This window comes from Pseudomonas fluorescens (assembly GCF_001307275.1).
Taxonomy (GTDB): Bacteria; Pseudomonadota; Gammaproteobacteria; order Pseudomonadales; family Pseudomonadaceae; genus Aquipseudomonas; species Aquipseudomonas fluorescens_AA.
Map to the genome: position 1 here is coordinate 300,718 of NZ_CP012831.1, position 12,719 is coordinate 313,436.

At 61.7% G+C, this 12,719-nt stretch carries 11 protein-coding genes; 7 read left to right on the forward strand and 4 right to left on the reverse strand.

Going from position 1 to position 12,719, the window contains the following annotated elements; genetic code table 11:
• Window positions 1-191 precede the first annotated feature (191 nt).
• Window positions 192-1,340 (forward strand): class C beta-lactamase, encoded by a 1,149-nt coding sequence (ampC, locus tag AO356_RS01295; RefSeq protein WP_060738246.1) that lies wholly within the window; start codon window positions 192-194, stop codon window positions 1,338-1,340.
• A gap of 187 nt (window positions 1,341-1,527) precedes the next feature.
• Here the strand turns inward: ampC and AO356_RS01300 are convergent, their stop codons facing one another.
• From AO356_RS01300 to AO356_RS01310, 3 genes are all read right to left on the reverse strand, one after another.
• A complete protein-coding gene (locus AO356_RS01300; protein ID WP_060738247.1) occupies window positions 1,528-2,076 on the reverse strand; it encodes a DUF4174 domain-containing protein in 549 nt (182 codons plus the stop codon).
• A 270-nt stretch (window positions 2,077-2,346) separates the two neighbouring features.
• Complete coding sequence (locus tag AO356_RS01305; RefSeq protein WP_053183477.1) at window positions 2,347-3,132, reverse strand: sulfite exporter TauE/SafE family protein; 786 nt, start codon at window positions 3,130-3,132, stop codon at window positions 2,347-2,349.
• A 107-nt stretch (window positions 3,133-3,239) separates the two neighbouring features.
• Entirely contained in the window at window positions 3,240-3,944 is a 705-nt protein-coding gene (locus AO356_RS01310; protein WP_060743048.1) for a hypothetical protein, read from the reverse strand.
• A gap of 341 nt (window positions 3,945-4,285) precedes the next feature.
• On the opposite strand from AO356_RS01310, the gene AO356_RS01315 reads away from it, so the two are divergent.
• Window positions 4,286-5,437 (forward strand): aldose epimerase family protein, encoded by a 1,152-nt coding sequence (locus AO356_RS01315; protein WP_060738248.1) that lies wholly within the window; start codon window positions 4,286-4,288, stop codon window positions 5,435-5,437.
• A gap of 231 nt (window positions 5,438-5,668) precedes the next feature.
• Window positions 5,669-6,490, forward strand: a complete 822-nt coding sequence (locus AO356_RS01320; protein WP_060738249.1) for an aldo/keto reductase — start codon at window positions 5,669-5,671, stop codon at window positions 6,488-6,490.
• A 144-nt stretch (window positions 6,491-6,634) separates the two neighbouring features.
• Here AO356_RS01320 and AO356_RS01325 read toward each other — a convergent pair whose 3' ends face one another.
• Window positions 6,635-8,998, reverse strand: coding sequence for a DNA polymerase II (locus tag AO356_RS01325; RefSeq protein WP_060738250.1), 2,364 nt, complete (start codon window positions 8,996-8,998; stop codon window positions 6,635-6,637).
• Between the two features lie 318 nt (window positions 8,999-9,316).
• Here AO356_RS01325 and AO356_RS01330 point away from each other — a divergent pair, with 318 nt between their 5' ends.
• The 4 genes from AO356_RS01330 to AO356_RS01345 all read left to right on the forward strand — a co-directional run bounded on the left by AO356_RS01330 (window position 9,317) and on the right by AO356_RS01345 (window position 12,718).
• On the forward strand, window positions 9,317-9,757 hold the full coding sequence (locus AO356_RS01330; RefSeq protein WP_060738251.1) for a CBS domain-containing protein: 441 nt from the start codon (window positions 9,317-9,319) through the stop codon (window positions 9,755-9,757).
• Between the two features lie 69 nt (window positions 9,758-9,826).
• On the forward strand, window positions 9,827-10,423 hold the full coding sequence (locus tag AO356_RS01335; protein WP_060738252.1) for a paraquat-inducible protein A: 597 nt from the start codon (window positions 9,827-9,829) through the stop codon (window positions 10,421-10,423).
• Window positions 10,420-11,079, forward strand: coding sequence for a paraquat-inducible protein A (locus AO356_RS01340; protein WP_060738253.1), 660 nt, complete (start codon window positions 10,420-10,422; stop codon window positions 11,077-11,079). Before AO356_RS01335 ends, AO356_RS01340 begins: the two co-directional genes overlap by 4 nt.
• Window positions 11,060-12,718 (forward strand): intermembrane transport protein PqiB, encoded by a 1,659-nt coding sequence (locus AO356_RS01345; protein ID WP_060738254.1) that lies wholly within the window; start codon window positions 11,060-11,062, stop codon window positions 12,716-12,718. Before AO356_RS01340 ends, AO356_RS01345 begins: the two co-directional genes overlap by 20 nt.
• Window position 12,719: the final 1 nt, after the last annotated feature.

Sequence of the window (12,719 nt, forward strand, 5' to 3'; positions counted from 1 at the left end):
GGCTGCCGCTTTGTGTGGTTTGGCTTGAGGTCCGGCCGCGTCGGGCAACCCGAGCGTTTTGTGGGAAGGTTCCCATAGCCCCGTCAGACGACTCAGAAACATCCCCCCGGACCGATAGACTCGGATTGCCGGGCCGCCAAAAACGCCCTAGATTGAGCCCCCTCCAGGAAGGCCAACGAGAACGCTGCACCATGCCAATTGCCAGATCGATACTCGCCGGGATTTTTTTCCTGGTCTGCGGGACGTCCGTAAGCTTTGCCCAGGAGCGCATTGAAGACACGGTCAATGCCGTCATCCAGCCCTTGATGAAACAACAGGACATCGCCGGCATGGCCGTGGCGATCACGTATAACGGTCAACGCCATTATTTCAACTACGGCGTGGCCTCCAAGGACACGAAAAAGCCGGTCACCGACCAGACCCTTTTCGAAATCGGCTCGGTCAGCAAGACCTTCACCGCCACCCTCGGCGCCTATGCCCAGGCCCAGGGCAAACTGTCCCTGGCGGATCCGGCCAGTCGCTTTGCGCCCGAACTGCGCGGCAGCGCCATGGAGGGCACCCGCCTGCTCGACCTTGCCACCTACACCGCCGGCGGCCTGCCCTTGCAGTTTCCCGACGAGGCGGATCATCCGGACCGGATGTTCAGTTACTACAAGAACTGGAAACCGCTCTACCCGGCCGGCACCCAGCGGCTCTATTCAAACCCGAGCATTGGCCTGTTCGGCTACCTGGCGGCCCGCAGCCTGGGACAGCCATTTGACGAGGTGATGGAGCGCACGCTGATGCCAGGGCTGGGCCTCAAGCACAGCTATGTGCGGGTGCCGCAGGATCAGATGGGGCGATACGCCCAAGGCTATGCAAAGGACGGCAAGCCCGTGCGAGTCGGCACCGGCGCACTGGATTCCGAAGCCTACGGGGTCAAGACCAGTTCAACGGACCTGATTCGTTTCGTCGAGGCCAACCTGCGACCTGAAAAACTGGACGCGGACCTGAAGCAAGCCATCGCCACGACGCATACGGGTTTCTACAAGGTTGGCGGAATGAATCAGGGGCTCGGCTGGGAGTTCTACCTCGCCCCGTTCACCTTGGACGACCTGCTCGCTGGCAACACACCGCAGATGGCCCTGGCCCCACAAAAAGTCGAATCTCTCGACCCGCCCCGCCCGGCGCCGGACGGCGCCTGGATCAACAAGACCGGCTCCACCAACGGTTTCGGCGCGTACGCAGCGTTCGTGCCCGGGAAGGACATGGGGATCGTCCTGCTTGCCAACAGGAACTACCCGATCGAGGAACGGGTGAAGGCGGCGCACCGGATCCTGATGGCGCTGGATGGCCAATAAAACGGCCATGAGTCCTAATGCCAGTCAGTCAGAGCCCTGATGCCAGTCAGTCAACCTGTGGGAGCAAAGCTTGCTCGCGATGGCGGCAGACCCGTCAATGGCGTTGTCGACTGGCTCACCCCAATCGCGAGCAAGCTTTGCTCCCACGGGTTTGAGGCTTAACTGACTGGCATTGGCCACACGGGCATCAGTCATCCAGCGGCTTCGGCGGCGCTGTCGGCTTGGTTGTCTTGCCAGGCTTGGTGCCTTTCGCATCCTTGGCCGGTGCGGGCTCCGGCGCGGGAGGTGGCGCCGGGGGCGTCGCTTCTTTTTCCGCGGCGGGGAGTTTATCGACGGTGTCGAAGAGGTCTTTCAATTCGATCGCCCCGGAATGCTCAAGCTTCTTTTCCCCGTCCTTGCCCACCAGGATGATCTTGGTCTGGGCCCCGGCGCCCAGCTTGAGGGAGCGGATCAGCGCCATGGTGCTTTGCGGGTCCAGGTCCTTGCCATCGCGCTGCCCAATGGTATTGAGCACGGTGTAGAGCACCATGTTGCGCTCGGAAAAACCCTGCTTGCCCGCCGGTTCATCCAAGGCCTTTTTCAGGCTGACCCAGGCCGGGTCGACTGTACTGGGCGCGATGACGATCAGGGCGCGCGCCCTGCCTGCATCCGCCACGAGGGGTGAGTCGCCATCGGCTGCGAACAGGGGGCCGGCGATGGCCAGCAAGGTAGCGAAGGTCAACGACCGAATGAGCATGCGCCTCTCCTTTTGATATTTACGCTGTACTGATTGCACAGGGCGGCGATTGTTCCGCGAGAGTCGCTCAATACTGCGCCTGCCTGCCTTGAAGCTTAGGCCAGGGGGATCATTGCGCAACCGTAGGGAGAGTGTGGCGCGAGAGTTGGAACGGGGATCACTGTGGGAGCGAGCTTGCTCGCGATAGCGGTGTTTCAGCTTGCATCGATGCTGAATGTGCCTGCGTCATCGCGAGCAAGCTCGCTCCCACACCGGATCGGGGTGATCGTTCTAGAACGCCAGCTTGAACCCGATCATCGCCAGCATCACCGCCAGGCAGGGGCGCAGCAGCTCGTCGGAGATACGGCCCGACAAATGACTGCCCAGGTAGATCCCCGGCAACGAACCGATCAGCAGGAAACCCAGGATGTGCCAGTCCATGTTGCCCATGCTCGCATGGCCCAGGCCAGCGACGAGGGTCAGCGGCACGGCGTGGGCGATCTCGGTGCCCACCAGGCGCTTGGTGACCAGGAACGGGTAGAGGATGAACAGCGCGACAGTGCCCAGGGCGCCGGCGCCAATGGACGTCAACGCGACCATCGTCCCCAGTACGAGACCGGTGATGACCGTCAGCACATTGAGACGCGCACCAGAGGGGTTGTAGTGCCCCCCGGCACGGTCGTGGGCGAATTGCAGCAAACGCTTCTTGAACAGGATTGCCAGGGCGGTGGCGAACAACACGAAGCCCAAGGCTTGCTTGATCACCGCGTTCATGGCGTCGGGCGAGCTGTGCAAGCTGCTGAGGAACCACAAGGTCAAGCCGACCGCCGGCACGCTGCCCAACGTCAACCAGCCGGTGATGGCCCAGTCGATGTTGCGGTTCTTGGCATGAACCAATACGCCGCCAGACTTGGTAATGGCCGCATACAGCAGGTCCGTACCCACCGCCGTCGCCGGGTTGATACCAAACCACAACAGGATCGGGGTCATCAGCGAACCACCGCCGACGCCGGTCATTCCAACGATGAAGCCGACCACCAGGCCCGCAACGACTAAACCGACATTACCGAAATCCATTAAACCCGTCTCAGCACGACCGCGTGAAAAATCTGGCCGCGAGCATAGCGATTTTTCTTATAACTCCCTATATCGATATGATCTATCTTTATTCCTTTCTCCTCTAATCACTGAACCGGGAGGAAATTGAGGAACAGCAGGCTCTGGGCGTAATTCAAACCGATACGCCGGTAACGCTCGTCGAGCATCTGGGTCAGCAGGTCCAATCGGGCGACAATTTTCCCGAACTCGACGGCAAAACTCAGGTTGCTGCCCTCCTCCGAAATCTCATTGGAAAACAGCAGCGGCTTGCCGTCCTTGTTCTGCCGCTGGCTAAGCAGCCAAGTGGCTTTTTCGATGTTGCGCGCCGCATTGCTGACAAAACGCGGGTCGATGGTGTCGGTCATGTAGAACTCGAGGCGATTGCCATGAGCGGTGACCAGCATGCTGCCGATGGCATAGATGAACGCCCCGACCCGATCACCGAGAAACTCCGGGCTCATGGCGTAGCTCAGGGCGGCCAGGTCCTTCTTGCCACCCAGGGTCGGCAAGGGTTGTTGCTGCTCGATGGCCATGCGCACCTGTTTTTCCGCGGTGCGGGCGTCAAGAAAGCCGGATTTGCGCAGTTCCTCGGGGTTGCGCAGGTAAAGCTTGCTCATCAGCAGGTAGAGGCTTTGCAGGTTGTCGTGCATGGCCAGCGTTGCCATGCGGTCGACACTGGTCTGCAAGAACTCCTGGGGCTTGGCATTGCTGAACTGCGTGACCATGTCCTGCCCCTGTTGATGGCTGCAGCCGCCGCTGAACAGCATCGACACAGCGACCCACCCTGCCATGCAGGCACGGCGCAACCTCGTCACAGAAGAAAAAACACCGACCATCGAGTCTCAATCTGGGCAGGGGGAAGCGATGGGGGTCGCCGCTTCCAGGCCATGGATAGAGCGGCAAAAATCGCAAAAGTGCAGTGCCCAGAGAAAATCCTCGACCTTTGGCAAAGTCTTTTTTGCCTAATTAGTCTTACTTTTTAATTGATAAATCTTAATTTATGGCTATAAATCCCTTTTCACCCATCAAATAGAAAGACTACTAGACGAAAAAGCCTTCATCGCTGTCCGACCAGTAACGGACTCGACCCGCGTTAAAACAACAACAAAACAACAGGAAGGAAGGTCATACCATGCTTGAATCCAGACAACTGCTCACGGCCCTCGGAGTGTCTCTGATGATCGCCACCTCGGCTTCCCAGGCTGCCGGCCTGACCAATGAACGCGCTGCGTTCGGCAAGACCGACGACGGCACGGCGGTGGAGAAATTCGTACTGCGCAACAGTCATGGCATGGAGGCCACGGTCATCACCTATGGCGGCATCCTCCAGTCATTGAGCGTGCCGGACAAAAACGGCAAGGTCGCCGACATCGTGCTCGGTTTCGACGATGTGCAGGGTTACCAGAAGAATGGCAGCGTGTATTTCGGCGCGACCATCGGCCGTTTCGGCAATCGCCTGGCCGACGGTGCCTTCGAGCTGGACGGCAAGCGTTACCAAGTGCCGCAGAACGACCATGGCAACTCCTTGCACGGCGGGCCGCAAGGGTTCGACAAACGTGTCTGGAAGGCCCAGCCCCACAATGCCAAGGACTCGGTGGGCGTCACCCTGACCTACCTGTCACCCGACGGTGAGATGGGCTTTCCCGGTGCACTGAAAACCGACGTCACCTACAGCCTCAACGAACAGAACGAGTTGCGCATCGAGTACCAGGCCACCACCGACAAACCCACGGTGCTGAACCTGACCAACCACAGCTATTTCAACCTGGCCGGCGCAGGCAACGGCGACATACTCGAGCAGGTCGCAACCCTGCACGCGGCCCACTACACACCGGTCACCGGCAAACTCATTCCCACCGGCGAACTGGCCCCGGTGGCCGGCACACCGATGGATTTCACCCAACCCACCGCCATTGGCACCCATATCAAGGCTGATCACCCACAACTCAAATTCGCCGAACCGAAACAGGGCGGCTTCGACTTCAACTGGGCACTGGACGCCAAGGGCGATGTGAAAAAACTGGCCGCCGAGGTGTATGACACGGAGTCCGGACGACGCCTGCAGCTGTACACCACCGAGCCTGGCGTGCAGTTCTACACCAGCAACTTCCTCGATGGCACCGTCAAGGGCAAGCAAGGCAAGGTCTATCCGCATTGGGGCGCGTTCACCCTGGAAACCCAGCACTACCCCGACTCGCCAAACCAGCCGAACTTCCCTTCGACGCGGCTTGATCCGGGCCAGACCTACACCCAGACCATGGTGTTGAAGTTCTCCGCGAAGTAACACCCCCGCCGAATCGTTCCCATGCTCTTGTGGGAGCGAGCTTGCTCGCGATAGCGGTGTGTCTGCATGTGATGATGCTGGATAGGCCGACGCCTTCGCGAGCAAGCTCGCTCCCACGGGTTGGTGTTGAGTTCGGATGCTGCGGGCTCGCGCAGAGCATGGGAACGATCCATGCGGGAACACTTGGTCTATCCTGCTGCCACACGTCAAAGCAAAAAACAGGAGATAGGCATGAGGACGCTGGAATTGGCGGGTGTGTCCGTACCGGTAATCGGCCAGGGCACCTGGCGCATGGGTGAAGAACCGTCCCATCACAAGAAAGAAGTCGCAGCCCTGCGGTTGGGGATCGAACTGGGCATGACCTTGATCGACACGGCGGAGATGTATGCCGAAGGCGGTGCCGAGACCGTCGTTGGCGAAGCGATCACCGGCCTGCGCGACCAGGTGTTCCTGGTGAGCAAGGTCTATCCCCACAACGCCAGTCGCAAAGGCATTCCCCTGGCCTGCGAACGCAGCTTGCGCCGGCTCGACACCGATTACATCGACCTATATCTGTTGCACTGGCGCGGGCAGTACCCTTTGGCAGAAACCGTCGAAGCGTTCGAACGCCTGCGCGAAGAAGGCAAGATCGGTCGTTGGGGTGTGTCGAACCTTGACGTCGATGACCTCGAGGAGCTGGCCTCGCCGGCCTGCGCCACCAATCAAGTGCTGTACAACCTGCAGGAACGCGGCATCGAATTCGACCTGCTGCCCTGGTGCCAGCAACGGCGCATGCCGATCATGGCTTACTGCCCGGTCGGCCAGGGCGGGCACCTGCTCAAGGATCACACCCTGGCACAAATCGCCGAACGCCATCGGGCAACACCCGCGCAGATCGCATTGGCCTGGTTGCTGCGCCAAGACAATGTGATTGCCATACCCAAGGCTGTGAAACCTGAACATGTGCGCCTGAATGCCGAAGCGGCGAATCTCAGGCTCGAGCCTCAGGACCTGGCCGCCCTGGACCTGATATTTCCCCAGCCCCAGGGCAAGCAGCGGTTGGCGATGGTTTAATCCTCGCGCAAAACGCTTGTTGTGGCGAGGGAGCTCGCTCCCGCTCGATCGCGAAGCGATCGCAAAAAGAGGCTGCTGCGCAGCCCAGCGGGAGCAAGCTCCCTCGCCACAAAGGCATCCTGCCAATAACCGGGCCTCCTCCCGTCAGAACAACCCCATCTGCCCCCCCACCAACGTCGAAAAGTCATCATCCACAAACGGCAGGATCGCATCCGCCACCGGCTGCAGTTGTTTGGTCACGTAGTGGTCGTAATCGATTGGCGCACTGCGAATTTCCATCGGCTCGGGGCCGGCGACAGTGATGACGTAGCTGATCCAGCCGCCATTCTGGTACTGCCGCGGACGGCCCTGGCGCTGGTTGAACTCATCGGCCAGCCGCGCGGCCCGCACGTGGGGTGGGACGTTGCGCTCGTAATCCTCCAGCGGCCGCCGCAGGCGCTTGCGATAGACCAACCGATCATCGAACGCACCGGCCAGGGTCTGCTGCACATAATCACGCACATACTCCTGGTAGGGCTTGCGGTGGAAGATCCGCCCGTACAATTCCTGCTGGAACTGCCGGGCCAGCGGCGACCAGTCGGTACGCACGGTTTCCAGGCCTTTGTAGACGATTTCATCACTGCCGTCGGCGCGGGTCACCAGCCCGGCATAGCGTTTCTTGCTGCCCTCCTCGGCGCCCCGGATGGTCGGCATCAGGAAGCGCTTGAAGTGCGTTTCGAACTGCAGTTCCAGCGCGCTTTCCAACCCGAACTCGGCACGCACTTGCTCACGCCACCATTGGTTGACGTGTGCCACCAACTCGCGACCGATCCTGGCCGCTTCCTCCTGACCATGGGCACGACGCAACCAGACGAACGTGGAGTCGGTATCGCCATAGATCACCACATGGCCCTGGGCTTCGATCAACTGGCGGGTGCGCTGCATGATCTGGTGGCCACGCAGGGTGATGGACGAGGCCAGGCGCGGATCGAAGAAGCGACAACCGCTGGAGCCGAGCACGCCATAAAAGGCGTTCATGATGATTTTCAACGCTTGGGACAGCGGCGCATTGTGTTCGCGCTTGGCGGTCTCCCGGCCTTCGGAGACCCGCGCGACGATGGCCGGCAGGCAATGTCGGCTTCGGGAGAAGCGCGCCCCGCGAAAGCCCGGCACCGACTCGCGGTCATCCGGGTGACGCAGCCCTTCGATCAAGCCCACCGGGTCGATCAGGAAGGTACGGATGATCGACGGATACAGGCTCTTGTAGTCCAGCACCAGCACCGACTCGTAGAGCCCCGGCTGGGAATCCATGACAAAACCACCCGGGCTGGCCTCGGGCGGACGCTGGCCGAGATTGGGGGCAACAAAACCCTGGCGGTGCATCAGCGGCATGTACAGGTGCGTGAAGGCCGCCACCGAACCGCCGCTGCGGTCCGCTGGCAGGCCGGTGACGCTGGCCCGTTCCAGCAGGAACTTGAGCAGCTCGGTCTTGGCGAAGATCCGCGTCACCAGCTCGCAGCCCTTGAGGTTGTAGCGGGCCAGGGCCGGCTTGTCCTCGGCGAACATGCGATTGATCTCGTCCATGCGCTGGTACGGGTTGTCGATGGACTTGCCCTCCCCCAGCAGCGTCTGGGCGACGTTTTCCAGGCTGAACGACGGGAAGCTCCAGGTCGCCGAGCGCAGGGACTCGATCCCGTCGATGATCAGTCGACCAGCCGCCGAGGCGAAAAAGTGGTTGTTGCGCGCGCCGTGCTCGCGCCATTGCATTTCTTCGCCAGCGCGGCCCAGGCGCAACGGCACCGCCAGCCGCCGGGCATGTTCATGCAGCACCCGCAGGTCGAATTGCACCAGGTTCCAGCCAATGATCGCATCGGGGTCGAAACGGGCGAACCAGTCGTTGAGTTTCTTCAGCAGCAGCGTGCGCGAATCGCAGTATTCCAGCTGGAAATCCACACCGCTATCGTCGCCATTAGGCGGCCCGAGCATATAGACCTGGCGCTCGCCGCAGCCTTCCAGGGCAATGGAATACAAATCGCCCTGGGCGGTGGTTTCGATGTCCAGGGACACCAGGCGCAACGGTGGACGGTAGTCGGGCGCCGGTTTCATCTGGGCATCCACCAGCAGGCCATCGGCGGCCGGCGTACCGCCGAACCACACCGGGGCGGTGATGAAGCGCTCCATCAGGTAGCGCTCCGGCGGCCGGATGTCCGCTTCGAACACCTCCACACCGGCGCGGCGCAAGGTGCCGTCCAGGCGCATCAGTTGGGCGTGTTGCTGGCAATACAGGCCCAGCACCGGGCGATGCTCGAAATCCAGCAGGTCCAGGGGGCGTAGCTCTACCTCCTTTTCCCCTTGCAGCAAGGCTTCGAGCTGGCCGCGCTGGATCTGCGGCACAAAGGCCACCGACGTCTGCACCGGCAGGCGCACGCGCCGGGGACCGGCGTCGGTCGCCAGCCAGAACTCGACTTCGGTGCCGGCCGGGGTGTCGCGCCAATGCCGGGTCAGGACGAAGCCCTGCTGTAAATCCACCGCTGAAACCTCGAATTTTGCGTAGACGACGATTCTACCTGTGGCGAGGGGATTTATCCCCGCTGGGCTGCGAAGCAGTCCTAAAACCTGCCAACGCTGTGTGTCAGGTCGATGTCATCAGCTTATTGGGGCTGCTGCGCAGCCCTACGGGGATAAATCCCCTCGCCACAACAGCGCCCGACCACGGGATGGGTGGTAATTTCCCGGGCAATGACGCTTTTGGACGATTGGCCGCCGCTTTACCGCTTGCTCTGCGCCGTTGGGTCTACGATGCTTTAACAACCAGCAAAAACAACACCCCCGACCCGAGGCTTCCCCATGAAAACCGTCGCGCAGTTGCTCCGGCTAAAAGACGATAAGAACCAGCAAGTGCACACCATCTCACCGGACGACATGGTATTGCAGGCCCTGATGCGCATGGCCGAGAAGAACGTCGGCGCCTTGCTGGTGGTGAAGGACGAAAAAGTGCTGGGGATCATCAGCGAGCGCGACTATGCACGCAAAATGGTCCTGCACGGTCGCTCATCCGTGGGCACGAAAGTGAGCGACATCATGGTATCCCCCGTGATCACCATCGACCCGCACCAGAATGTCGAGACGTGCCTGAGCATCATGACCGACAAGCACTTGCGACATTTGCCGGTGGTAGAAGACGGCAAGCTCGTCGGGCTGCTGTCCATTGGCGACCTGGTCAAGGAAGCCATCGCCGAACAGGCCGACCTGATCCGACAACTGGAGCAATACATTCGCGGCGAATGATCCTTTCCATCGGGTTGCTCATTCCCAACACACTTCTATATTGAAGGGGTTGTTCCTGCGAGCATCCCGATGGCCGCCACCGACCGACTGATCATTTGTGAACATTGCGATGCGGTGTACGAGCCGGTTGTGCTCGCCCCGCATCAAAAGGCCACGTGCGTGCGCTGCCACGCGGTGATCCAGCGCTACAACGGCCTGACCATCGAACAGCGCCTGGCCTTGAGCGTGACGGCCGCGGTGCTGTGGGCTTTCGCCAACCTCTACCCGGTGATGAGTATCCGTCTCCAGGGCCTGAGCAACAGCGCGACGTTGTGGGATTCCATCGTGGCGCTGAGCCTGGGACCCATTACCTTCATCGCCCTGGTGACAGCGGTGGCGATCATCATTGCACCGGCCTTCCAACTGGCGCTGCTGCTCTGGGTACTGGGCCATGCCTACCTCCAGCAGCGGGCGCCAGGGTTCAGCCTGTGCATGCGCAGCCTGGAAACCCTGCGGCCCTGGAGCATGCTGGAGGTGTGCCTGCTGGGCGCGCTGGTGGCGGTGATCAAGCTCGCCGGCCTGCTGGACGTGCTCCCGGGTATCGGCCTGTTCGCCCTGGCGGCCTTGAGCCTGCTGATGATCCGTATCGCCGGGCGCGATGTCCGCGACCTGTGGGACACCCCATGAACGGCCAGCCGCAGGACACCCCGCCAGAGGCCCGCGACCTGGACCTGTGCCTGTGCCACAGTTGTGGCCTGGCCTGCGACATGGCCGGCGGCCCCCAGACCTGCCCGCGTTGCGACGCCGCCCTGCACCGCCGCAAACCCGACGCCATCACCCGCACCTGGGCCTACATGCTCGCGGCGCTGGTGTTCTACATCCCGGCCAACCTGCTGCCAGTCATGAACACCCAGATGCTCGGCGAAGGTGCCGACAGCACCATCATCAGCGGTGTCATCGAGTTCTGGCAAAGCGGCGCCTGGGACATCGCGCTGATTATCTTCATCGCCAGCATCGCGGTGCCCGGCATCAAGTTCGTGGTACTGACCCTGCTGCTGGTGACCGTACAACGACGCAGTACCTGGGCCCAGGTCCAGCGGGCGAAGCTGTACCGGCTGGTGGAAGTCATCGGCTACTGGTCGATGCTCGATGTGCTGGTGGTGGCCCTGGTGGCCGCCCTGGTCAAGTTCCAGGCACTGAGCGATATCGAGCCACGACCGGGTATCCTGTTCTTCGGCCTGGTGGTGCTGTTCACCATGCTCTCGGCCATGAGTTTCGACCCCCGCCTGATCTGGGACACTCAACCATCCGAGGAGGTCATGGATGAAGTCGCAAGCCACTGACGGGCAACAACCCGCCCCCGGCCGGGCCCACGTCACCACCCGCCGCTGGACGGTGTCGCTGGTGTGGATCGTGCCGATCATCGCGGTGCTGGTGGGTGTTTCCCTGGTGGTCCACAACTGGCTGCAGGAAGGCCCGACCATCACCATCACCTTCAAGACCGGCCAGGGCCTGACCGCCAACAAGACCCAGGTGAAATACCGCAACGTGGTCATCGGCCAGGTCACCGACGTGCAACTGAGCAACGACCAGAAGAACGTCACCGCCACGGTCAAGCTCGCCAAGACCGCCGACACCTTCACCCACGAAGACTCGGTGTTCTGGGTCGTACGGCCGCGCATCGGGGCCGGTGGGATCTCGGGGATCGACACGCTGCTGTCCGGTGATTTCATCGGTGCCGACGCCGGCCAGTCGAAAGTGCGCGCCAAATCCTTCACGGGGCTGGAGAACCCGCCGCCGATCACTTATGGCGAACCGGGCAAGCGCTTCACCCTGCACGCCCAGGACCTCGGCTCGCTGGACATCGGCTCGCCGGTGTACCTGCGCAAGATCCCCGTGGGCCAGGTGGTGTCCTACGCCTTGGACGCCGACGGCAAAGGCGTCAACATCGACGTGTTCGTCAACGCGCCCAACGATGTGTATGTCACCGAAAACACCCGGTTCTGGAATGTCAGCGGCGTGGACGTGAACGTCGGCGCCAACGGTTTCGCCGTCAAGACCGAATCGCTCTCGGCCTTGCTGCTGGGCGGTATTGCGTTCCGGGCACCGGAGTACAGCCCCAACGATACCGCCGCCAGCGAAGACAAGACCTTCGAACTGTTTGCCGACCAGCAGAGTGCCCTCGCCCCGCCCGATGGCAAGGGCCAATACCTGGCCCTGCGTTTCGACCAGGCCCTGCGCGGGTTGCGCGTCGGTGCGCCGGTAGAGTTCCTCGGCGTGGAAGTCGGCAGGGTGGTGGCCATCAACCTTGATTTCGATGAGAAGCAACGCAGCTTTCCGGTCAACGTCGGCGTAGTGATCTACCCTCAGCGCCTGGGCAAGGCCCATGAAAAACTGCTCAAGTCGCTCAACCACGACCCCGAAGACGAAGCCGCCGGTGCCCGCCTGATCGGCAGCTTCGTCGAGCGCGGCCTGCGCGCCCAGGCCCGTAGCGGCAACCTGCTGACCGGGCAGTTGTACATCTCGCTGGACTTCTACCCCAAGGCCGAAAAAGTGGTCTTCGACCCCAGCGCCCGCCCCGTGCGTATCCCGACCCTCCCGGGCAGCCTCCAGCAATTGCAGGAACAACTGCAGACGATGGTCGAGCGAATCAACAAGCTGCCACTGGAGAGTATCGCCGGCAACCTGGATGGCAATCTGGTGGAGCTGCGCAAAGGCCTGGCCCAGTTCAACAGCAAGACCTTGCCAGGGGTGCAAAACACCTTGCAGGACGTCAGCAAGACCCTGCAATCGGCCAACTCGACCCTGGCCGAAGATTCACCCCAGCGTGAACAACTGACCCAGACCCTGGACGACCTGGGGCGCATGTCGCGTTCGCTGCGCGAGCTGTCGGACTACCTGAGCCGCCATCCCGAATCGCTGCTTCGCGGCCGGCCCAAGGACGCACCGGCACAGAACCTCACATTGCCGGTGAAAGAATGAG